The 20,423-nt window shown below is 71.3% G+C and carries 21 protein-coding genes; 8 read left to right on the top strand and 13 right to left on the bottom strand.

Going from position 1 to position 20,423, the window contains the following annotated elements; genetic code table 11:
- Positions 1 to 5: 5 nt before the first annotated feature.
- The 6 genes from LIV37_RS04425 to LIV37_RS04400 all read left to right on the top strand — a co-directional run bounded on the left by LIV37_RS04425 (position 6) and on the right by LIV37_RS04400 (position 5,070).
- On the top strand, positions 6 to 623 hold the full coding sequence (locus LIV37_RS04425; RefSeq protein ID WP_020865895.1) for a response regulator transcription factor: 618 nt from the start codon (positions 6 to 8) through the stop codon (positions 621 to 623).
- 11 nt (positions 624 to 634) lie between these two features.
- Positions 635 to 2,056, top strand: a complete 1,422-nt coding sequence (locus LIV37_RS04420; RefSeq protein ID WP_243146406.1) for a PAS domain-containing sensor histidine kinase — start codon at positions 635 to 637, stop codon at positions 2,054 to 2,056.
- A 131-nt stretch (positions 2,057 to 2,187) separates the two neighbouring features.
- Positions 2,188 to 3,351: an acyl-CoA dehydrogenase family protein gene (locus tag LIV37_RS04415; RefSeq protein ID WP_020865893.1), complete on the top strand. Its 1,164-nt coding sequence runs from the start codon at positions 2,188 to 2,190 to the stop codon at positions 3,349 to 3,351.
- Positions 3,352 to 3,382: 31 nt separating this feature from the next.
- Positions 3,383 to 3,751 carry a hypothetical protein gene (locus LIV37_RS04410; RefSeq protein ID WP_020865892.1) on the top strand — a complete coding sequence of 123 codons (369 nt, stop codon included), beginning with the start codon at positions 3,383 to 3,385 and terminating at the stop codon, positions 3,749 to 3,751.
- Entirely contained in the window at positions 3,748 to 4,500 is a 753-nt protein-coding gene (locus tag LIV37_RS04405; RefSeq protein ID WP_020865891.1) for an SDR family NAD(P)-dependent oxidoreductase, read from the top strand. The genes LIV37_RS04410 and LIV37_RS04405 overlap by 4 nt, the downstream gene beginning before the upstream one ends.
- 66 nt (positions 4,501 to 4,566) lie before the next feature.
- Positions 4,567 to 5,070 carry a flavin reductase gene (locus LIV37_RS04400; protein WP_020865890.1) on the top strand — a complete coding sequence of 168 codons (504 nt, stop codon included), beginning with the start codon at positions 4,567 to 4,569 and terminating at the stop codon, positions 5,068 to 5,070.
- 5 nt (positions 5,071 to 5,075) lie between these two features.
- On the opposite strand, the gene LIV37_RS04395 is transcribed toward LIV37_RS04400, so the two are convergent.
- From LIV37_RS04395 to LIV37_RS04370, 6 genes are read right to left on the bottom strand one after another with little or no spacing between them, the layout of a single operon-like run.
- Positions 5,076 to 6,011, bottom strand: a complete 936-nt coding sequence (locus tag LIV37_RS04395; RefSeq protein ID WP_020865889.1) for an NADP-dependent oxidoreductase — start codon at positions 6,009 to 6,011, stop codon at positions 5,076 to 5,078.
- A gap of 5 nt (positions 6,012 to 6,016) precedes the next feature.
- Positions 6,017 to 6,862, bottom strand: a complete 846-nt coding sequence (locus tag LIV37_RS04390; protein WP_020865888.1) for an ATP-binding cassette domain-containing protein — start codon at positions 6,860 to 6,862, stop codon at positions 6,017 to 6,019.
- Positions 6,859 to 8,658, bottom strand: coding sequence for a dipeptide/oligopeptide/nickel ABC transporter permease/ATP-binding protein (locus LIV37_RS04385; protein ID WP_020865887.1), 1,800 nt, complete (start codon positions 8,656 to 8,658; stop codon positions 6,859 to 6,861). The genes LIV37_RS04390 and LIV37_RS04385 overlap by 4 nt, the downstream gene beginning before the upstream one ends.
- The gene (locus LIV37_RS04380; RefSeq protein WP_020865886.1) at positions 8,655 to 9,596 is read right to left on the bottom strand and encodes an ABC transporter permease; all 942 of its coding nucleotides are present in this window, start codon (positions 9,594 to 9,596) and stop codon (positions 8,655 to 8,657) included. The genes LIV37_RS04385 and LIV37_RS04380 overlap by 4 nt, the downstream gene beginning before the upstream one ends.
- A 19-nt stretch (positions 9,597 to 9,615) precedes the next feature.
- Positions 9,616 to 11,106: an ABC transporter substrate-binding protein gene (locus LIV37_RS04375; RefSeq protein ID WP_243146407.1), complete on the bottom strand. Its 1,491-nt coding sequence runs from the start codon at positions 11,104 to 11,106 to the stop codon at positions 9,616 to 9,618.
- Positions 11,107 to 11,149: 43 nt separating this feature from the next.
- The gene (locus tag LIV37_RS04370) at positions 11,150 to 12,037 is read right to left on the bottom strand and encodes a sugar phosphate isomerase/epimerase family protein (RefSeq protein WP_020865884.1); all 888 of its coding nucleotides are present in this window, start codon (positions 12,035 to 12,037) and stop codon (positions 11,150 to 11,152) included.
- Positions 12,038 to 12,268: 231 nt separating this feature from the next.
- Between LIV37_RS04370 and LIV37_RS04365 the strand changes: the two genes are divergently transcribed.
- Positions 12,269 to 13,465 (top strand): IS110 family RNA-guided transposase, encoded by a 1,197-nt coding sequence (locus LIV37_RS04365; RefSeq protein ID WP_167525894.1) that lies wholly within the window; start codon positions 12,269 to 12,271, stop codon positions 13,463 to 13,465.
- Between the two features lie 53 nt (positions 13,466 to 13,518).
- Here the strand turns inward: LIV37_RS04365 and LIV37_RS04360 are convergent, their stop codons facing one another.
- Positions 13,519 to 14,622 carry a Gfo/Idh/MocA family protein gene (locus LIV37_RS04360; RefSeq protein ID WP_020865883.1) on the bottom strand — a complete coding sequence of 368 codons (1,104 nt, stop codon included), beginning with the start codon at positions 14,620 to 14,622 and terminating at the stop codon, positions 13,519 to 13,521.
- Between the two features lie 317 nt (positions 14,623 to 14,939).
- On the opposite strand from LIV37_RS04360, the gene LIV37_RS04355 reads away from it, so the two are divergent.
- Complete coding sequence (locus LIV37_RS04355) at positions 14,940 to 16,157, top strand: ROK family transcriptional regulator (protein ID WP_020865882.1); 1,218 nt, start codon at positions 14,940 to 14,942, stop codon at positions 16,155 to 16,157.
- A 3-nt stretch (positions 16,158 to 16,160) separates the two neighbouring features.
- Here LIV37_RS04355 and LIV37_RS04350 read toward each other — a convergent pair whose 3' ends face one another.
- The 6 genes from LIV37_RS04350 to LIV37_RS04325 all read right to left on the bottom strand — a co-directional run bounded on the left by LIV37_RS04350 (position 16,161) and on the right by LIV37_RS04325 (position 20,408).
- Positions 16,161 to 16,973: an IclR family transcriptional regulator gene (locus tag LIV37_RS04350; protein ID WP_020865881.1), complete on the bottom strand. Its 813-nt coding sequence runs from the start codon at positions 16,971 to 16,973 to the stop codon at positions 16,161 to 16,163.
- Positions 16,974 to 17,123: 150 nt separating this feature from the next.
- Positions 17,124 to 17,444, bottom strand: coding sequence for an indolepyruvate ferredoxin oxidoreductase subunit alpha (locus tag LIV37_RS04345; RefSeq protein ID WP_020865880.1), 321 nt, complete (start codon positions 17,442 to 17,444; stop codon positions 17,124 to 17,126).
- Between the two features lies 1 nt (position 17,445).
- Positions 17,446 to 18,468 carry an NAD(P)/FAD-dependent oxidoreductase gene (locus LIV37_RS04340; RefSeq protein ID WP_020865879.1) on the bottom strand — a complete coding sequence of 341 codons (1,023 nt, stop codon included), beginning with the start codon at positions 18,466 to 18,468 and terminating at the stop codon, positions 17,446 to 17,448.
- Between the two features lie 232 nt (positions 18,469 to 18,700).
- Positions 18,701 to 19,096: a hotdog family protein gene (locus LIV37_RS04335; protein WP_121825825.1), complete on the bottom strand. Its 396-nt coding sequence runs from the start codon at positions 19,094 to 19,096 to the stop codon at positions 18,701 to 18,703.
- Positions 19,093 to 19,629 (bottom strand): FAS1-like dehydratase domain-containing protein, encoded by a 537-nt coding sequence (locus LIV37_RS04330; RefSeq protein WP_020865877.1) that lies wholly within the window; start codon positions 19,627 to 19,629, stop codon positions 19,093 to 19,095. The genes LIV37_RS04335 and LIV37_RS04330 overlap by 4 nt, the downstream gene beginning before the upstream one ends.
- Positions 19,626 to 20,408 carry an IclR family transcriptional regulator gene (locus tag LIV37_RS04325; protein ID WP_020865876.1) on the bottom strand — a complete coding sequence of 261 codons (783 nt, stop codon included), beginning with the start codon at positions 20,406 to 20,408 and terminating at the stop codon, positions 19,626 to 19,628. The genes LIV37_RS04330 and LIV37_RS04325 overlap by 4 nt, the downstream gene beginning before the upstream one ends.
- Between the last annotated feature and the right edge of the window lie 15 nt (positions 20,409 to 20,423).

Raw genomic sequence — 20,423 nt, 5'->3', positions numbered from 1 at the left:
CTGAGATGTCCCTCGTCTACATCCTGGACGACGACGAGGAGCTGAGCGAATCGCTCGCCTGGCTCCTCGAGTCGGTCGGCATCCGCTCGGAGCGCTTCCACGACGCCCGGGCCTTCCTGCGCTCCTACGACCGTGACCGGCCCGCCTGCCTGGTCCTGGACGTCCGCATGCCCGAGCTGAGCGGATTCGACGTACAGCAGTTGCTGAACGAGACGGGCGCGCCGATGCCCGTCGTCTTCGTCTCCGCGCACGGCGACATCCGAATGTCCGTGCGCGCCCTGCAGAACGGCGCGGTCGACTTCCTCGAGAAGCCCTACGACCCCCAGCACATGCTGGACGTCGTGCAGGCCGCGCGGCGCACCGCGCGGGAACGCTTCGAGCGGGTCGCCGTCCAGCGGGAACTGCGGGCCGGTCTGGACCGGCTGACCGCCCGTGAACGGGAGGTGCTCGCGCTGTCCGTCGACGGCGTGCCCAACAAGCGCATCGCCACCCGGCTCGGCATCAGCGCCAAGACCGTCGATGTGCACCGGGCCCGGATCCGGGAGAAGACCGGCGCCGAGTCCATCGCGGCCCTCGTGCACGACATCCTCCGGCTGGGGCTGCGGCCCCCGGCGGAACGATGAGGGACACCGCCGTGGGCCGTCTTCCCGCCGCGGGCTTCCGGACGTTGATGGAGGCCCTGAAGTACTGCGTCCTGCTGCACGACGCCCGGACGTACGAGATCCTCTGGGCCAACCGGGCGGCCTGCGAACTGCTCGGCTGGACCGTCGACGAGCTGAAGCCCCTCAAGGCGCCGGACATGAGCAAGAACGCCCGGCAGTACAGCCGTGAACTCGGGCACCGCTGGCTCGGGCAGGCGGCGCGGCACGGCATCAGCGCCACCGAGTGGTGCTATCGCTCCCGGAGCGGCGAGGAGATCCTCACCGAGGCGATCGCCATCCGCGTCGCCCTGCCGGCCCGGACGGTGGTGATGGTCCAGTTCCGGGACATCGCCGAGGAGAAGGCGGTCCGCCGCGATCTGTCCCGCACCGAGAGCAGGCTGCGGGCCTTTCTGAGCGGTCTGGCCGAAGGGATCGTCGTCCTCGACGACGCCGACCGGGTGGTCTTCGCCAGCGAATCCGCGGCCAGGCTGCTCGGCGGGGATCTCCACGGGGCGGACTTCACCGGCTACTGCCGCGACGGACCCGTACCCGACCGGGAGGGCCGCTACCGGTTCGCCGCACCCGGCGACGAGCCCCGCTGGTACGCGGCCACCTGCCAGTACATCGAGATCGAGAGCGATCTGCACGGCCGGATGCTGCTCTTCTACGACATCACCGACCGGGTCCGCGCCGAGGAGGAGCACCGCCGCGACACCCAGCGGCTGAACCATCTGGCCCGCAACAACGCCATGGGCGACATGGCGATGGCGATCGCGCACGAGGTCAGCCAGCCACTCGCGGCCGCGTACAACTTCGTTGAAGGGGCGCGCGGCCGGCTCGGAGGCGGCGACGAGGCCGTGGCCTGGGGGCTGGACAACGCCGTCCGGCAGATCGAGCGGGCCCGGCGGATCCTCGGCAGCCTGCGCGGTTATGTCGGCCGCCTGGAGCAGTCCGAGCAACTGGCCGACCTCAACGCGATCGTGCGCGACTGCGCGTACTTCATCGAGCTGAGGGCCCGGGAGCACGCGGTGGCCGTCGAGTACGGCCTCACCGGCGAGCCGCTGCCGGTGCTGTGCGAGAACGTGCTCATCGGGCAGGTCGTGATGAACCTCGCCTTCAACGCGGTGGACGAGATGGCCGGCTGGCCGGAGGCGGAACGAGAGGTGCGGGTCACCACCCGGCGCGGCGGCGACGGATCCGCCGTGCTCGAGGTCCGGGACCAGGGGAACGGACCGCCGCCCGGGGACCGGATCTTCGACGGTGTCTTCACCTCAAAGGAGAACGGCAGCGGCATCGGCCTCGCCCTCAGCCACCGCATCATCACCCGTCACGGCGGCCGGCTCGAGACCGGAGCGAACCAGCCGCGCGGCGCGGTCTTCCGTTTCACGCTGCCCATGGCCGTTCCCGGCCGGTAGCCGATGGTCGCGCGTAGGGGAAATCCCCTACGCGATGAATCCGACGCCCAATTGAGGCCCCCGCGCGGCCGCGCCTAGCGTGCTGACAAGGCGGGCGGGAGAACCGCCCGGCAATGCGAGGGGATTCGCTCATGACGCAGACGCTGGATGCCGCCAAGGCGGCGGCCGCGGGGCGGTCGGCCTCCGGAGCGGCCTTCGACCGGGTGCTGGACGTGGTCGAACGGCGGCGTGCCGAATTCGATGAGAAGAGGCATGTGCCGCGGGATGTGATCGAGGAATTCAAGAACGCGGGAATCTACCGGGCGAGCACCCCGAAGCAATTCGGCGGAGACGCCCTGCCGCCCGCCGAATTCCTCCGGCTCATCGAACGGATCGCGGTCGTCGACGGCTCGGCGGGCTGGGTCGCCAGCTTCGGCTCGTCCCTGATCTACCTGGCCGCGCTTCCGTCGCAGACCCAGGCCGAACTGTACGCAGACGGGCCCGATCTGGTCTTCGCCGGCGGACTGTTCCCGGTGCGGCCCGCCGAGCGGGTTCCGGGTGGCCACCGGGTCTCCGGCCGCTGGAAGTTCGCCAGCGGCTGCCTGGGCGCGGACGTGCTCGGCGTGGGCATCAAGGGCGGGGAGGCCAAGGGCGGCCGGCCGCTCACCGCCGTCCTGCGGCCGGAGCAGGTGGAGATCGTCGAGAACTGGAACGTCATCGGGATGCGAGGCACCGGAAGCCACGATCTGGTGGTGGACGGGGCCGTCGTCCCCGACGAGTGGACGTTCGTCCGCGGCGGCGAGCCCACCGTGGACGAACCGCTCTACCGCTACCCGTCCGTCCCCTACGCCGCCCAGGTGCTGGCCGTCGTCGGCCTCGGGGTGGCGCGGGCCGCGCTCGACCACGTCATCGCCCAGGGCGGACGCGCGAGCTACACGGGCGCCCCGGTCCCCGCCGAGCGCGCCACCTATCGCATCGCGGTCGGCCAGGCCGAGGCCCAACTCCGTTCCGCGCGGGCCTACTTCTACGAAACCACCGAGGAGGTGTGGGCCACCGTGACGGCGGGGGACCCCGCGAGCGCCCGGCAGACCAGCTCGCTGCGGCTCGCCTCCGCCCACCTCGCGAAGATCTCCTTCGAGGTCGTCCGAGCCGCCTACCAGCTCGGCGGCATCGCCGCCATCGCGGACGGCAATCCCATGGAGCGCTATCTGCGCGATGCCTCGGTCGTCCCGCAGCACGCCTTCCTCCAGGAGGGCATGTACGACGGCGCGGGCGCGGTCCTCATGGGCGTTCAGCCCTTCCCCGGCTACCTCTGACCCGGCCACTTCCGAAAGGCAGGAATCCGTCATGTCCGCTTCCCCCGAGGCGCCGCTGCGCGTGCTGTTCTGCATCGGCGTCAACCAGAACTTCTTCGACCTGCCCACGGGCCGGAGCAAGATCGTCTGGGATGGCTTCACATCCATGCTCGGCCAGCTGTACGAACTGCCCGGAGTGACCGTCCTGGGCACCATCGACGACGACCGGCACATGGTCGGCCCCTCCGACTCCTGGCCCTGGACCTGCTACCTCCTCGCCGACGTCGCCGACCAGCCGACGGTCGCCGCCGCCTGCGACCTCTTCCGCACCGTCCAGGTCGGCGAGCACGGCCTGTGGCGCTATATGAAGATCGAGGCGCGCGTCGGCCGTCCGCTGCCCGAGCCGGAGGCCACCCGATGACCGCGGAGAACCGCCGCGTCGCCCTCGTCACCGGGGCCGCCCGCGGTCTGGGCGCGTGCATCGCCCGGCGGCTGTACGGCCAGGGCTACCGCGTCGCCCTCACCGACCTGGACGAGGAGGGCGCGGTGAAGGTCGCGGCGGACCTCGACCCGGAGGGTCGCGCCACCGTCGGGCTGGCCCTGGACGTGCGCGACAAGAGCGCCTTCGCGGCCGTCCGCGATCGGCTCGTCGACCGCTGGGGCGCCGTCCATGTACTGGTCAACAACGCCGCACTGACCAAGGCCGAATCGGTGATGGACATCAGTCCCGAGAGCTTCGACCGGATCGTGTCCACCAACCTCAACGGCGCCTTCTTCGGCTGCCAGGTCTTCGGCGCCTACTTCGCCGAACAGGGCTACGGGCGCATCGTCAACATCGCCTCCCTCGCCGGTCAGAACGGCGGCACGGGGACCGGTGCGCACTACGCGGCGGCGAAGGGGGGAGTGGCCACCCTGACGAAGGTGTTCGCCCGCGAGCTCAGCTCGCACAGGGTGACGGTGAACGCCATCTCCCCGGGGCCCTTGGACCTGCCGGTGGTCCGCGACATCATCTCGCCGGACAAGATCGACGCCTTCGAACGCGCCATCCCCGTAGGACGGTTGGGACGCCCGGAGTTCATCGCCGACATGGCCGTGCTGCTCGCTGCCGACCACGCGGACGCGGTCACCGGCGCGTGCTGGGACGCCAACGGCGGCCTGTACCTGCGCTGACGCTTCCCCCGAGCACCGCGCCCACTTGAGTGAATCCGAACCGAGACAGCAGAGGAGGGCACGGCCGTGACCCCCGACCGGTCCCAGTTCCGAGAGGCGATGGCGCATCTCCCGGCAGCCGTCAACATCCTGACCACCGACGGCCCGAACGGCCGCTGTGGCATCACCGTCAGCGCGGTCTGCTCCGTGACCGACGCTCCGCCGACCGTTCTGGTCTGCGTCAACCGCGGCAGCGCCATGCACGATGTGTTCCGGGCCAACGGAAGGGTCTGCGTCAATGTGCTCGGCGGCGCCCAGCAGGAGCTGGCCCTGCACTTCGCCGGGGCCACGAAGGTGCCGATGGCCGAGCGCTTCACCTGGGACGTCTGGGACCGGGCCCACGATGTGCCGGTCCTCAAGGACGCCCTGGTGAGCGTCGTCGGCACGATCACGGACGCCGTTCCCATGGGCTCCCACAGCGTGCTGTTCGTCGACATCGAGCAGATCCGCACCCGCTCGGGCGGGCAGAGCCTGGTCTACTTCAACCGGGCGTTCCACCGCCTGGGCGCCACACCGCTGGTACCTGGGTGAGAACGTCATCGAGTCCTGGTACGCATCTCCAGCACCACCTTCCCCCACGGGTGGCCGGACTCGACCGCGCGGAGGGCGGCCGGGGCCTCGGCAAAGGGGAAGACCTCCCGGACGTGGGGGTCGAGCCGGCCGTCCCGGACCCGGCGGGCGAGTCCGGCGAGGGTTTCCGCCCGGTTGCCACGGGACAGCTGCCGGGCACCGAAGCGGGCCGCGGTCTTTGGGGCGGCGACCGTGAGGACCCGGCAGCCCGGGGACATCAGGCCGGAGACCGTGTCCAGGGCGTCGCCGCCCACCAGGTCCAGCACGGCGTCCGCACCGCTCGGGACGGCGGCGGCCAGCCGGTCCGCGGTGTCGTCACCGTCGTACGGAACGGCGGTGGCGCCCAGGGACGACACGAACTCCCGCTTCGCACCGGACGCGGTGCCGACCACCGACACCCCCTCCGACGCGGCGAGCTGGACCGCCGCCACCCCGACCCCGCCTCCGGCGCCCAGGATCAGCAGGGTCTCCCCGGCGGTCACCTCGAGTCCGCGCACGGAGTCGTACGCGGTCCCCGCCGCCACGGGGAGGGCCGCCGCGTCGGTGTACGACAGCCCATCCGGCTTGACGATCGTGAAGTCGGCGGTCAGGACGGCGTGGTGGGCATAGCCGCCGCAGCCACGCGCACTGCTGCCGAACACCGCGTCGCCCACGGCGAACCCCTCGACCCCGGGGCCGAGGTCCACCACCACCCCGGCCGCCTCGCGCCCGAACACCGCCGGGAGGCCGAGCGGCAGGAACGACCGGTGCATCCCCTCGCGCACCTTCCAGTCGACCGGATTGACCCCTGCCGCGTACACCTCGACGAGCAGTTCCCCCGGTCCGGGGGAGGGGAGCGGAAGGTCCAGGAAGCGCTCCACGTCCGGGCCGCCGTACTCCGTGAATCCGTATGCGTTGTCCATGCGGGTCATTCTGCCGCCGCGGGCATGAGGCTCCGACGCCGCTCACGGCGTTCCCGCTGGCGTTCCGGGTCCGGTACGGGGGCGGCGAGCATGAGCCGTCGCGTATAGGGGTCCCGCGGGTCGCCGGTCACGGCCGTCGCCTCGCCCGACTCCACGATCCGGCCACGGTGCATCACGGCCACGCGATGACTGACACACCGCACCACCGACAGATCGTGGGTGATGAACAGATAGGCGACACCCGTGCGCTCCTGGATCTCCACGAACAGCTCCAGCACCCGCGCCTGGGTGGACAGGTCCAGCGCGCTGACCGGTTCGTCGCACACGATCAGCCGTGGCTCGCGGCACAGGGCCCGCGCGATCGCCACGCGCTGGCGCTGACCGCCGGAGAACTCCCGTGGCAGCCGGTGTGCGGCGTCGGCCGGCAGGCGCACCTGGTCGAGCAGTCCGCGGACCCGCTCCTCGGCGGAGGCGCGGGCGGTGCCCGAGACCAGCAGGGGCTCGGTGAGGATGTCGCCCACCGTCATCGCCGGGTTCAGCGAGGTGTAGGGGTCCTGGAAGACGACCTGGATCTCGGCGCTGAGCGCGCGCCGCTCCCGCGCGCTCAGCCGTGAGATCACCCGGCCCGCATAGCGGATCTCGCCCTCGGTCACCGCGGCGAGCCCGAGCACCGCGCGTCCGAGCGTCGTCTTGCCCGAGCCGGATTCGCCGACCAGCCCCACCGTCTCGCCTGGCCGGATGTCCAGGGAGACTCCGTGCAGGGCGCGGAACGGCCGGGCGCGCCGCCCCTTGGCGGCGTACTCCACGACCACCTCGTCGACTTCCAGCACATGGGCCGGGGTGGTGTTCATACCTTCTCCTGGAGGGACGTGCCGGTCGCCGGGGCCTGCCGGAGTGGGGTGCGGGGCGGGGTGTTCTCCAGCGTCGAGTCCAGCAGCATGCGGGTGTACTCGTGGCGCGGTTCGGTGAACAGCCGCTCGGCCGGGGCGGTTTCGACCACCTGGCCGCTCCGCATGACGGCCACCCGGTCGCAGATGTCCGCGACCACGCCGAAGTTGTGTGTCACCAGGATGAGACCCATCCGCCGCTCCCGCTGCAACTCCCGCAGCAGATCGAGCACGTCCGCCTGGACGGTCACGTCCAGCGCGGTGGTGGGCTCGTCCGCGATCAGCAGATCGGGGTCGCAGGACACGGCGCCCGCGATGAGGACCCGCTGGGCCATGCCGCCGGAGATCTGGTGCGGATAGGCGTGGTAGACGCGTTCCGGCTCGGCGATGCCGACCCGCTCCAGCAGGGCCAGGGCCTTCTCCCGCGCCTCCCGGGCCGTCAGCTTCAGATGCCGCCGCATCGGGTCGATGAGCTGGGTGCCGATGCGGAAGGCCGGGTCCAGGTTGGACATCGGCTCCTGGGGGACGTAGGCGATGCGGCAGCCGCGCAGCGCGTTCCGCTCCTTGCGTCCGAGCGCCCGCAGATCGCGGCCGTCGAAGCTCAGCCGGTCGGCCTCGCTCCGCCCTTCCGGGGGCAGCAGTCCGAGGATCGCGAACGCCGTCTGGCTCTTGCCCGAGCCCGACTCGCCGACCAGACCGACCACTTCACCACGGCGTACGGTGAGCGACACCCCGTCCACCACGGTGCGCTCGCCGTCGCGGGCGGGGTAGGTCACCCGCAGGTTCTCGACCGCGAGGAGGCTGTCGTCCCCGCGCGCCGGGAGGGCGCTGGGCCGCGCCGCCCCGGGCCGTCCGGGCCGCCGCGCCGCCGGGGTGTCCGTCTCCAGGAGCGCGTCGCGCAGGGCGTTGGCCAGCAGGCCGAGCGCCGCCACGGTGATCACGATCGCCAGGCCCGGGGCCACCAGCAGGGAGGGCTTGGTGTACAGGTTGGCGAACGCGTCGTTGAGCATCGCGCCCCAGCTGGCCTGCCCGGCCGAGCCGAGGCCGAGGAACTCGATGCCCGCCTGGATGACCACGGCCACGCCGAACATCTGCGCCGACTGGACGATGGTGGGTGCCTGCACCACCGGCAGGATGTGCCGGCGCACGATACGGGTGTCGCCGAGTCCGGAGACCCGGGCGGCGTCGACGTACAGTTCCTCGCGGACCGAGGTGACCGAGGCCCGTACGAGGCGGAAGCCCCCGGGCGCGAGGATGATGCCGAGCACCGCCATCGTCGCGTTGGTGTCGGGGCCGATCGCCGCGATGGAGACCAGCAGCACCATGATGGCGGGCGCGGCCATGACGAGGCTCGCCAGCCAGCTGATGACGGCGTCGAGCCGGCCTCGGTAGTAGCCGGCGAGCAGCCCGGTCGGCACACCGATCAGCAGGGCGACCGCGACGGCGATGAACCCGCCGAGCAGGCTGACCCGTCCGCCGTACAGCAGCCGCGCGAGCACATCCCGTCCGACGCTGTCGGCGCCGAGCGGGTGGCCGCCGCCGGGTGGGGCGAAGGCGTCGGCCAGCGTGGCGCGGGTGGGACTGGCCGAGGTGAGCAGGGGCGCGCAGACACTCGCCGCCACGATGAGGGCCAGCAGCACCAGGCACACCACCGCCACCGGATGGCGGAGCGGCCGGCCCAGCGGACGGCCGCGGCGGCGGGCGGCGCCCGGCGCGGAACCGGGTGTGCCGGGGGTATCGCGGGTCGCGGAACGCTTCATCGGACACGCACCTTCGGGTTGAGCCAGCCGTAGGCGAGGTCCACCAGCAGATTGACCGCCACGACGATGAGGACGAGGTAGACCACGACGCCCATGACGAGGGGCGTGTCGCCGTTGATGGTCGCCGTCACCGCGGCGGAGCCCACTCCGGGGAGTCCGAAGACCTTCTCGATGACGACGGCGCCGCCGACCAGGGAGATGAACTGGAGGGAGAGCACGGTCAGCGCCGGGGGCGCCGCGTTGCGCAGCACATACCGGAAGAGCACCCTCCGCTCGCTCAGCCCCCGGCTGCGCAGCGTGCGCACGAAGTCCTGGCGCAGTACGTCGATGACCGACCCGCGTACCTGCTGGGCGGTGGCGGCGATGGCGCCGATGGCGAGCGAGACGGCGGGGAGGGTGATGGACCGGAGCCAGTCGGAGGGGGAGGAGGCGAGCGGCACATATCCGGTGGCGGGGAGCCAGCCGAGCTGGACGGCGAGGGTGGCGGAGAGCAACAGCGCCATCAGGAAGCTCGGCACCGCGTACCCGACGATGGCGGTCGCCTGGACCACCCGGTCGAGCCAGCCGCGCCGTACGGCGGCGGCGACGCCGAGCACCGCGCTGAGGACGGTGGCCAGCAGGAGCCCGCTGACCACGATGGACAGCGACACCGGCGCCTTGAGCACCAGGCTCTCGGAGACGGAGTCGCCGCCGAACCAGGAGGTCCCGAAGTCGCCCCGGACCGCGTGGGTCAGCCACTGCCCGTACTGGCCGATCCACGGCCGGTCCAGGCCCAGCTGATGTCGCTTGGCGGCGATTTGCTCCGATGTCGCCATCGTGCCGGCGATGTTGCGCGCGGCGTCGGCCCCGGTGAGGCTCATCATCGCGAACGCCGCCGTCGCGAGCACATAGAGGAGCACCAGACCGGCCGTGACGCGGCGTACGAGAAAGGTCAGCATCGCGTTCGTTCCTTCCGCGTCAGCCGGCGGGGGCCATGTTCGAGATCGGCACCGCGGAGACGAAGGCCCGGGGCGTCACCTTGATCCTCTTGGAGTTGCCCTGGACGGCGTCCAGCACATCCCAGGGCGCGTTGAAGGCGTTGTCCTGGAGGTAGGAGTTGATCGCGCGGAACGCCGCGGTCTGCGCCCCGCCCCGGGCCCTCTGCGCCTTGTCGATCATGCGGTTGAGCTTCGGGTCGAAGTCCTTGGCGGGATTCCAGGCGGCGCCTCTGGTCAGCTCGGACTGGATGAAGTCCCAGGGCTGGCCGGACTGGAGCTTGAACCATGACATCGGGTACTCGCCGGACTGGAGAGCCGTGAACAGCCGGGTGAACGGGATCTTGTCCACCTTGACCTTGATGCCGATGTCCTCCAGGGCCTGGACCATGACGACCTGCTGGCCCGGCGCGACGGAGGAGACATCGGGCATGGTGACGGTGAAGCCGTGCGGATAACCCGCCTCGGCGAGCAGCCTCCTGGCCTTGGCCGGGTCGTAGGCGTAGTTGCTCTCGAGGGACTTCTCGTACCAGGTGCTGCCCGCGGTCGCCAACTGCGAGGTGGCCGTGGCGTAGCCGAGGTTGAGCTTCTCGACGATGGTCTTCCGGTCGAAGGCGTGGTTCAGGGCCTGGCGCACCTTCACCTTGCCCAGGGCGGGCACGGTCCTGCCGGTGCGGTCCCAGATGTACAGGCCCTCGACGCTGTCGGCGTGCGCCCGCACCCCGAGGCCGTGGCCCTTGGCGTACCGGGCGGTCTGCGGGGTGATACGGGCCCAGTCGACCTGCCCGCTGAGCAGGGCGTTCAGCCGAGCGGTGGGATCGCTGACGTTCTTGATGACGATCTTGTCGAAGGGGTACGCCTTCGGGTTCCAGTAGTCCGGGTTGCGGGTGAAGGCGTAGGTGCTGCCGTTGGTCGTGGCCGCCTTGTCCAGGACGTAGGGGCCCGAGCCGACCGGACCGCCCTTCGCCGTGAGATCCCCGGGACTGGCGATCATGCCCGAGGGGTCGCCGAGGTTCGCCACGAGCTGGGGGTCGGGTGCCGACAGATGGAGGACCACGGTCCGGGGGTTCACGACCTCGACCGAGTCGATGGCGCGCAGTTTGCCGGCGGCCTCGTTGGTGCCTTCCTTGGTGTGGAGCAGGCTCTTCCGCACGGCGGTCGCGTCGAGCGCGGTGCCGTCGGTGAACCTCACGTCTTTTCTGAGCCTCATGGTCAGCGCGGTGCGGTCGCGGTCGTAGGACCAGGAGGTGGCGAGGTTCGGGTGCGGACGTGCCTCGGGGTCCAGCCGGACCAGGGAGTCGAAGACGGGCTCGTAGTACTGGATGTTGTCGCCCAGGGCGGCGGAGGCCAGGTCCCAGCCGGTATGGGCGTTGCCGATGGACAGCGTCAGCGTGTCGTCTCCGGTGGCGGACGCCGTGGCGCCGGAGCGGCCGCACGCCGACACGGCCACGAGGGTGAGGGCTGCCCCTGCCATGACCATTCTTCGCATGTCGTCCTTCTGTTCTCGGATGCCGTGCTCAGCGTTGGCGCCTGGCCCACTCGCCGCAGAGCCGGACACTCTCCTCGGGGGTGGCCTGGGCGCCGCGGTCGACCTCGATCACCAGCCAGCCGTCGAACGTGGCGGGCAGCGCGGCGAGGGTGGCGGGGATGTCGACCGAGGCGTGGCCGGGCTCGGCCCACAGGCCGGCCAGCACGGTCTGCTGATAGGTCCATGCCCCGGCGCGGCCCCGCTCGGCGACGTCGGCGTCGAAGTCCTTGATGTGCAGGGCGGCGACCCGGTCGGCGTAGTCGCGGATGAGGCCGATGACATCGGCACCGGCCCAGCCGAGGTGGCCGATGTCCGGGCCGAAGGAGAGGACGTCGGCGTCCACGCCGTCGAGGATGAAGCGGGTCTCCTCCTCGGTCTCCGCCCAGGTGCCGATGTGGGGGTGGAACGCGGCGGCTACACCGTTCGCCCTGGTGGTCTCGCCCATGCGGGCGAACACCTCGCGCACCCGCTCCAGCCGTTCGGGAGTCGCCTCCGCGCCCACCGCCGGGCGGTGCACACGGGGGGCCTGCTTGTTCATGCCGGTGGCCACGAAGACCGTGGGCAGCCCCAGTTCGGCCATCTGGGTGCTGACGCGGTCGGTCTTGTCGAGCAGTTCGCGCAGACCGCTCTCGTCCTCCGGGAGGGGGCCCGAGACATAGCCCGGGGCGGGCGCCAGACCGTGCTCGTCGAGCAGCCGGCCGTACTCGGCGGCCGTCATCCCGGCGGGCACGTCCGCGTGTACGGCGGCGATGCCGGCCTCGTGGATGACCTTGAGGCGCTCGGGCAGCGGCGGCGCCAGGGCGGGGTCGATCCAGCCGTCGTCGGTGGCGATCCACTGGAGGGGGTTGATCGCGATCCTGTCGTGGCGAATGGTCATGAGGGTCCTACCTTTCAAGGGTGGTTGCTCTGGTCATTCGTAAGATCGGAGGGCCCAGGGGTTCTGGGTATGGCTGGCATGTGGGCGCCGTTGGCAAGGCTCAAAGGACTTGGCCGCCCGGGACCCCGCGACGACTCGACCGCCAATTGGGAGACGCGACTCGATCGCTGCTGTAGGACAACGTCGGCGAGGTCGTCTGCGGGTGACATGTGAGACGGCGAGCTGGCGGAGGTGGCCGTGCCCGAGATCTGGGCCGGAGTGGACATCGGCAAGGAACACCACCACTGCGTGGTGATCAACGCGGACGGCGAACGGCTGCTGTCGCGCCGGGTCCTGAACGATGAGACCGAGTTGCTTCACCTCATCGGCGATGTCCTGGCGATATCCGCGGACGTGCTGTGGGCCGTCGATCTCAACCACGGCGGAGCTGCCCTGCTGATCTGCCTGCTCCTCAGCCACGATCAGCCGATGGCCTATCTGACCGGCCTGGCAGTCCACCGTGCCTCGGCCACCTACAAGGGCGAAGGCAAGACGGACGCGAAGGACGCCTTTGTCATCGCCGACCAGGCCCGCGTTCGCCGGGACCTCGGGCTGCTGAGGCCCGGTGACGAGATCGCTGTCGACCTGCGCACGCTGACCAACCGGCGCCTTGACGTGGTCTTCGACCGCACCCGGCAGATCAACCGGCTCCGCGCCCAACTGCTGGAGATCTTCCCCGCGTTGGAGCGGTCGCTGGACCTGGTCAATAAAGGCCCGGTGATGCTGCTGACCGGCTACCAGACCCCGGCCGCGATCCGCCGCGCCGGCGTCCAGCGGATCGAGACCTGGCTGAAGAACCGCAAGGTCCGCGGTGCCGCGGCGCTGGCGAAGACGGTTGTGGAGGCCGCCCGGGCCCAGATGACCGCACTGCCCGGCGAGAAGCTGGCGGCCGCCATGGTGGTCCGCCTCGCGAAGGGGGTGATGGCCCTTGATGAGGAGATCGTCGGGCTTGACGCCCTGATCGAGGCCACGTTTCGCGAGCATCCGCACGCCGAGGTGATCCGTAGCCTGCCCGGTATGGGCCCCAAGCTCGGCGCCGAATTCATCGCCGCGACCGGCGGTGACATGGACGCCTTCGGCAGCGCCGACCGCCTGGCCGGCTTCGCCGGCCTTGCCCCCAGGCCCCGTGACTCCGGCCGCGTCAGCGGCAACCTGCGCCGCCCCCGGCGCTACCACCGCGGACTGCTGCGGTCGATGTACCTCTCGGCGATGGTCAGCATCACGACATGCCCCGCGTCCAAGGCGTACTACCAGCGGAAGAGAAGCGAGGGTAAGGGCCACAAGCAGGCCCTGCTCGCGCTCGCCCGCCGCAGGCTCAACGTCCTGTGGGCGATGATCCGTGACGGACAGTGCTACCAAGGTTCACCTCCCGTCACGACTGCGGCTTGACATCACGATTGGGAAGTCCTTTCCCTGAGGGCGGGGCGGTGGACGGGCGGGTGTCAGACGGTGAAAAGGGGCTGGGGGCGCTCGCAGGAACTGTTCAATGCCACGGACCGGCCCTGCTGGGCGGAGCCCTCCAACGCGCAGAGCGCTTCGAGCACATGGAAGGCGAAGGCGGCGTCGGCGCGGTGCGGGCCGCCCTCGACGGCGTTCGCGAGGTCGCGGACGCCGAGCCCGCGGCGGGCCTGCTCGCGGGTGCCGACGGCGCCGAAGAGTTCGAGGGCCGGTGCCAGGACCGTCCAGTCGCCGTCCCCGTGCCGCCGGAGCCGCACATCGCCGTCGAAGTGGTTCGGGTTGGCCAGCGACAGGGTGCCCTCGCTGCCGTAGATCTCCAGGTACGGCAGGTCGCTGTCCCAGACGTCGAAACTCATCTGGGTGGTGGCGATGACACCGGAGGCGAAGGTGAGCACCGCACCGGTGTGGGTGGGGATGGTGACCTCGATGGTGTCCACGGTCCGTTCGGGCGCGGTGACGGTGCGCTCGGGCACGCCGATGCGGGCGGCCGCCGAGACGGTGGAGACGGGGCCGAGGCAGTTGACGAGGACGGCCAGGTAGTACGGACCCATGTCCATCACCGGGCCGCCTCCCGGCTGGAACAGGAAAGCCGGGTTCGGGTGCCAGGTCTCGGCCTTGCTGTGCCCGATGAAGGCGGAGGCGCCGATGGGCGTTCCGATCAGGCCCGAGTCGATCGCCTTGCGCGCCGTCTGGGCGGCGCTGCCGAGGAAGGTGTCCGGCGCGGATCCGAGGACACGCCCGGTGCGGGAGGCCGCCGCGAGGACCGCCTCGCCGTCGGTGACCGTGGTGGCCAGCGGTTTCTCGACGTAGACGTGTTTGCCCGCTTCCAGGGCCGTGATGATCGTACGGGCGTGGTGGACCGGCGGCGTCAGGTTGACCACGATGTCCACCGAGTCGTCGGCGTACAGCTCGCGGTCGTCACCCCAGGCCGGGATGGAGTGGTCGGCGGCGGCCCGCTTCGCCCGTGCCACATCGATGTCGGCCACCCGCACGATCTCCAGCTCCGGGTAGCGGGCGAGACCGGTGACATACCGGCCGGATATGTTGCCGCTGCCCAGGATGCCGATGCGGTGCGTCTGTTTGGCCATGGCCGTGGGTTCCTCTCCCGGGAGTGGTGCGGGGGATGGTCGGGTTTTGCCGGTGATCGGCGAACGTGTGCGGTGTGGTGGTGCCCTGCCGGGCCCCGCGGTGTCGCGTCGAGCGGTCCACCGCCCTTGACTTCGGGAACGGGGGCGCCAGCGGACCGCCCGCTTCCGGCGGTTGCGTAAGGCGTGTTCGCGTCGCCTAACACCTTCGTTTAGTTCGGTTACCCCGAACAAGAGGCGGTTGTTAATTTTTCTTGCAAACTAATAACGTCTTAAAGGAGGGCTGTTCCGGGGTGATCCACGGCGGCTAGGTTGGGGAAATGCGTGAAGGTGACGGTTATTCCGCCGATCAGACGCTGCTGCCGGCGGTTCCCGCCGGACTGCGCAGGGTGCTGGATCTCGTGCTGGCCGGTGAGGCGACCAACCGGGCCGAGATCGCGCGGCGCAGTGGTCTGGCCCGTTCCACCGTCGGCCAGCAGGTGGACCAACTCCTCGGCCGCGACATCCTGGAGGAGCTGGAGTCCGGCGAATCGGTGCGCGGGCGGCCGCCGCGGCTGCTGACCCTCAGCCCGCACGCGGGGACCATCGCCGTCGCCGACGTGGACACCCTGGACACCAGGATCGCGATCGCCGACCTCGGCGGGCGTCTCATCGCCCAGGACACGGTGACCGTGCGCATCGACACGGGGCCGGAAACGGTCCTGGAGGCGGTGTGCGACCGGCTGCACGCCCTGTTGGAGCGGTCGGGGCGTGATCCGGACCGGGTGCGTCAGGTGGTGATGGGGCTGCCGGCCCCCGTGGACCGGGAGCGCGGTTGCCCGCTCAGGCCCAACGGCATGCCGGGCTGGGACGGCTACCCGGTCGCCGAACGGCTGCGTGCACGGTTCCGGGCCCCCGCCCAGGTGGACAATGACGCCAACCTCATGGCCCTCGGCGAGGCCGTTCAGGCCCGGGCCGAAACCCCGGTGCTCTGCCTCAAGATCGCCAACGGGATCGGGGCGGGGCTCATCACCGCGGAGGGCCGGATCTACCGCGGCGCGGACGGCGCGGCCGGCGATGTCGGCCACATCCGGTCCCTCGGCGGCGGCACCGCCCTGTGCACCTGCGGCAACGTCGGCTGTGTGCGCGCCGTCGCCTCTCACCGCGCCGTCCTGCGGAGCCTGGACATCCCCGAGTCCACCGAGGAGGACCCGCTGTACGGGGTTCACGAACTCACGGAGCGTGTCGCGAACAACGACCCGCCCGCCGTCCGGGCCCTGCGGCAGGCGGCCACCGAGATCGGCGAACTCGCCGCCATGCTCGTCTACATGTACAACCCCCGCACCCTGATCCTCGGCGGCCCGCTCAGCGATCTGCGCGACGACCTGCTCTCCGGGGTACGCGCCGTGGTCTACCAGCGCGCCCTGCCGCTGGCCACCCGGAATCTGACCATCACCACGACACGGCTCGGCGCCGCCTCGCCCGTGCACGGAGCGGTGGCCCTCGCCACCGCGGACGTCTTCAGCGAACGCGGGATAGCCCGGCTGCTCGTCGACTGAGGGTTAGGGCTCGGCGCGGTACGCCTCGATGACCGCGAGACGGGTGGTGACGGCCTCCGAGGCGTTCCGCAGCGCCGCCAGCGTACGGGGGGCGTTGTGGCGAGCCGTGGCGGCGACGACCGACAGCGCGCCCAGATAGGCGCCGTCCCGTGGCCCGCGCACGGGCACGGCCACGGCGGAATAGCCGAGCCGGTGCTCCTCGGAGTCGGTGGCGTAGTCCTGTTCCTTGATCCGGGCGAGTTCGCCCGGGAGCCGGTCGGCGGAGAGGGTGCGGGCGGTCATCCGGCGCATATGGGGGGCCAGCCGCGCCAGCGGGTACTGGTCGGGCAGCAGGGCCAGGGTGAGCTTTCCCGGGGCCGTGCTGTGCAGCTGCAGCAGCCGTCCGCCGATCGAGGCGCCGGCCCGGTTGCGGTGGCGGCCGGCGTTGTCGATGCACAGCAGGTCGGTGCCGTTCGGCACGGACAGGCTGACGGGGCTGTCGAGGGCCTGCGCGAGGTTCTCCATCACCGGCCGCGCGGCGTGGCGCAGGGTGCGCTGCCGGGGCGCGCGCAGGCCGATCGCGTACAGCAGCAGGCCGAGCCGGTAGTGGGAGCCGTCCCGCTCCAGCATCTCGCTGGCGACGAGGTCCTGGCACAGCCGGTGCACCGTGGCCTTGGCGACCCCGGTGCGCGTCGTCAGCTCCGTGAGGCTGAGGGAGAGGTCGCCGTCGCCGAAGGCCGACAGGATCAGCCCGACCTTGCCGAGGACGGACTTGGGGGACCGCCCGTCCGGCTCGGCTTCCTCGCCGTTGCCACGAGGTACCGCCGCAGTCGTCACGACATGCCCTCCTCGCCTGCCGGTGTGCCTCGATCAAGGCCGCCATGTGTGCTGAGGATGGCCAATATAGATATCTTTTTGCCTGGTAGGAATGGTGGGAGGGGTCGGAATTCGGCGGGGGTCGACCCGATCTCGCGGCCGGTGATCCGCTCACCGGCCCGCCACCAGGGCCGTGTCGACCCCCAGCGGGCCGACCGCTCCGGCGCCACCGGGGGTGCCCAGCGGGGCGTCCCGGCCGGGCAGGGCCTCCTCGAAGAACCGCCGGTTGTCGGCGCGGTGCTCGGGGTCCGCCTTGCGGTCCACGGTGATCGCCTGCTCCGGGCAGGCGATCTCGCAGGCGCCGCAGTCGATGCACTCCACCGGGTTGATGTACAGCTTGCGCTCACCCTCGTAGATGCAGTCGACCGGGCACTCCTCCATGCAGGACCGGTCCATGATGTCCACGCAGGACGCGCCGATGACGTAGGCCATGTCAGTTCTCCTTCTCGGTGGAATGCCCGGGGAACAGCGCCGCCTCCGGGTCGATGACCGTCGCGGCGTTGTTGACGGCCGTGGCGGCCTCGCCGAAGCCGACGGAGATCAGGCGCACCTTGCCCGGGTAGTCGGTGATGTCGCCGGCCGCGAAGACACGGGGCAGGTTGGTGGCCATGCGGGTGTCCACGGCGATCCGGCGGGCCTGCAGGGTCAGGCCCCACTCCCGCAGCGGGCCGAGGTCCGCGAGGAAGCCGAGCGCCGCCACCACGGTCTGCGCCGGGAGGCGCGTGGTGTCCTTGGTGGGCCGGTGGCGGATCTCGACCTCCTCCAGGTGTGCGGCGCCGTACAGGCCGCTGACCTCGGAGTCGGTGAGCGTCTCGATGCCGAGCGCCTGGACCTTCTCCACCGACGCGCGGTGGGCGCGGAACCGGGCGGTGCGGTGCACCAGGCGGACCGAACGCGCCACGGGGGCCAGCAGGGCCGCCCAGTCGAAGGCGCTGTCGCCACCGCCGACGACCACCACGTCATGACCGGCGTGGGCGGACGGATCGGGCACGAAGTACACCTGGCCGCGGCCGAGGAAGTCCTCCCCGGCCGGGAGCGGGCGGGGTGTGAAGGTCCCCACGCCTCCGGTGATCACGACGGCCCCGGCCCGTACCGCCGTCCCCCGGTCGCTGCGGACCACGGGCAGGCCGTCACCGTCGTAGTCCAGCGCCACCGCGCGGTGGCCGAGGAGATAGCGGGCGCCGTGTGCCTCGGCCTGTGCCACCAGGCTGTCCACCAGGTCGCGGCCGCGCACCGAGGCGAATCCGGCGATGTCGAAGATGGGCTTCTCCGGATACATCGCGCTGATCTGGCCGCCCCGCTGGGGCAGCACATCCATCACGGCCACGCGCAAGCCCCGGAAGCCCGCGCAGTACGCGCCGTACAGACCCGACGGTCCGGCGCCGATGATCAGGATGTCCGTCTCGACCACCGCCGCGTCCTCCGCGGCGACCGGCTCATCGTTGAGAACGCTCATGGTCGAGGAGCCTAGGCAGGCCGCGATCACGGTCCAATGGAATCGGTCCGCCTGCCGGGACAGCGCCGCAGAACCCGTTCGGGCGCCGCGCACCGGACACGCGGAGGCCGCCCCGGACACGCGGAGGCCGCCCCGGACACGCGGAAGCGGCTCCGGACACGCCGAAGCGGTGGCACCCAAGGCCCCCGCAGCCCTGAGTGCCACCGCTCCCGCGCCCGGACGCGCCGGGCCGTCATCCGGCGCGCGTCACCTCCACCGTCCCCGTGACACACTCCGAGCCGTCGGCCTTGAGGATGCGGGCGTCGAGCCGGACCCGCGCGCCCTCGACCGAAGACACCGTCGCGGCCCAGGTCAGCCGCTCACCGGCCACCGCCGTGGCGACGTTGCGCCATGCCACCGACTCCAGCCGGGCGCCCGGCCCGGCCCACTCCAGGGCGTGCCGGGTGAGCATCTCGCCGTGCAGCGTGGACTGCACGACGGCGTCGGGAAATCCCTCGGTGGCCGCGTACGCGGCGTCGTAATGGATCCGGTGGGCGTTCCACGACACGGCGCTGAAGCGGAACAACTGCACACTGGTGTGGGCGTACCGGCGTGGCGGACACTCCGCCCCGGCAGCGAGAGCCGTCATCGGTCACCTCCGGTGGCGTCGAGCACCACGATCGTCTCGTCCACGGCCGTCAGCTCGTCCCCGTCCGGGGACAGGAACCGGGTGCGGACGCCCAGCAGGACGAACTCACCAGACCGCCCGTGCTTGTGCCGCGCGGAGACGACCGCACGGGTCGCCGTGATCCGCGTCCCGGCCACCGGGGGCCGGGCCAGGCGCACCGACTGGCCGCCGTGCACCTGGCGCACCGGGAGGCCCTCGGTGCACGGCGACTCCCGCAGCGCCAGGCCATCGGGCCGCAGTTCGTCCTCCGGGGGGCCGTCCTCCCAGCTCATGGTGGCCGCGAGGAACAGGGCGGGCGCCTCGACGGGCCGGCCGTCCGCCTCCAGGGCGCGGGCCCGGCTGATGTACCCGCCGTCGTTGAGGGCGGCCGCGTAACGGCAGAAGTCCTTGACCGTCGGGGTGCCGCAGTCCTCGTCCCGCCACTGGCCGATCAGCTCCCGCGCCCGGGCCAGCACCTCTTCCAGGGCGGGGGAGGACACGGCCGGGGCCGTCACAGCGCCGACCTCAGAGAGCGGCTGATGCCGAGACCCGCCGTACGCAGCGCGCTGGCGTGGGCGATCGCGTCCACACGGTAGGTCGGCGCCGTGATCGACAGCGCCCCGGCGAGGGTGTTCTGCCGCCCGAAGACCGGTACCGCCATGCTCATATAGCCCAGCCGCACCTCCTCCGCCTCCGTGGCGATGCCCTGCTCGCGGACGCGGTCCAGCTGGCCGCGCAGCCGGCCCGGCGAGGTGATGGTGTGGCGGGTGAACGGCTTGAGGCCGCTCCTGATCACCTCGCCGAACAGGGCTCCGGGGGAGTGGGCGAGGATCGCCTTGCCGGTGGCCGTGCAGTACAGCGGAAGCCGCCCCGCCACCCGGGACTCCTCGCTCAGCCCCCGGTGGGGCAGGATCTTCTCCAGGTACACCACGTCCAGTCCGTCGTGGATGGCGAAGTGGATGGTCTCCCGCGTGGCCAGCAGCAGATCCTCCATGTACGGCTGCGCCACCTCCCGCAGGATCCGCTGCCGGTGCACCCGCTGCCCGATCTCGAACAGCCGCAGCCCCAGCCGGTAGTTGCAGCCCGCCCGCTCCAGCAGCCCCCACGCGACCAGCTCCTGGGACAGCCGGTGGACGGTCGCCTTCGCCACGCCCGAGCGGCGCACCACATCGGCGAGCGACAGCGAGTCGTCGTCGGGTGTGAACGCCTCCAGGATGGACCGGACCTTGCCGAGGACGGAGTTCATCGAGTCGGGACAGGCTCTGGTGGCGTGGTCGACGGGGACGACGGTCATGGCAGGCACCTCACG

The organism is Streptomyces rapamycinicus NRRL 5491, assembly GCF_024298965.1.
Classification (GTDB): Bacteria; Actinomycetota; Actinomycetes; order Streptomycetales; family Streptomycetaceae; genus Streptomyces; species Streptomyces rapamycinicus.
This window is presented reverse-complemented; position numbering and strand designations above follow the sequence as displayed.

What these genes read in the sequence shown, in the direction of transcription:
- LIV37_RS04360 (WP_020865883.1), bottom strand. Translation starts at nt 14,622, where the DNA reads ATGGCCAAACAGACGCACCGCATCGGCATCCTGGGCAGCGGCAACATA.
- LIV37_RS04345 (WP_020865880.1), bottom strand. Translation starts at nt 17,444, where the DNA reads ATGGCCTACGTCATCGGCGCGTCCTGCGTGGACATCATGGACCGGTCC.
- LIV37_RS04415 (WP_020865893.1), top strand. Translation starts at nt 2,188, where the DNA reads ATGACGCAGACGCTGGATGCCGCCAAGGCGGCGGCCGCGGGGCGGTCG.
- LIV37_RS04355 (WP_020865882.1), top strand. Translation starts at nt 14,940, where the DNA reads ATGCGTGAAGGTGACGGTTATTCCGCCGATCAGACGCTGCTGCCGGCG.
- LIV37_RS04370 (WP_020865884.1), bottom strand. Translation starts at nt 12,037, where the DNA reads ATGACCATTCGCCACGACAGGATCGCGATCAACCCCCTCCAGTGGATC.
- LIV37_RS04375 (WP_243146407.1), bottom strand. Translation starts at nt 11,106, where the DNA reads ATGGCAGGGGCAGCCCTCACCCTCGTGGCCGTGTCGGCGTGCGGCCGC.
- LIV37_RS04425 (WP_020865895.1), top strand. Translation starts at nt 6, where the DNA reads ATGTCCCTCGTCTACATCCTGGACGACGACGAGGAGCTGAGCGAATCG.
- LIV37_RS04405 (WP_020865891.1), top strand. Translation starts at nt 3,748, where the DNA reads ATGACCGCGGAGAACCGCCGCGTCGCCCTCGTCACCGGGGCCGCCCGC.
- LIV37_RS04395 (WP_020865889.1), bottom strand. Translation starts at nt 6,011, where the DNA reads ATGGACAACGCATACGGATTCACGGAGTACGGCGGCCCGGACGTGGAG.
- LIV37_RS04380 (WP_020865886.1), bottom strand. Translation starts at nt 9,596, where the DNA reads ATGCTGACCTTTCTCGTACGCCGCGTCACGGCCGGTCTGGTGCTCCTC.
- LIV37_RS04325 (WP_020865876.1), bottom strand. Translation starts at nt 20,408, where the DNA reads ATGACCGTCGTCCCCGTCGACCACGCCACCAGAGCCTGTCCCGACTCG.
- LIV37_RS04390 (WP_020865888.1), bottom strand. Translation starts at nt 6,862, where the DNA reads ATGAACACCACCCCGGCCCATGTGCTGGAAGTCGACGAGGTGGTCGTG.
- LIV37_RS04335 (WP_121825825.1), bottom strand. Translation starts at nt 19,096, where the DNA reads ATGACGGCTCTCGCTGCCGGGGCGGAGTGTCCGCCACGCCGGTACGCC.
- LIV37_RS04410 (WP_020865892.1), top strand. Translation starts at nt 3,383, where the DNA reads ATGTCCGCTTCCCCCGAGGCGCCGCTGCGCGTGCTGTTCTGCATCGGC.
- LIV37_RS04340 (WP_020865879.1), bottom strand. Translation starts at nt 18,468, where the DNA reads ATGAGCGTTCTCAACGATGAGCCGGTCGCCGCGGAGGACGCGGCGGTG.
- LIV37_RS04385 (WP_020865887.1), bottom strand. Translation starts at nt 8,658, where the DNA reads ATGAAGCGTTCCGCGACCCGCGATACCCCCGGCACACCCGGTTCCGCG.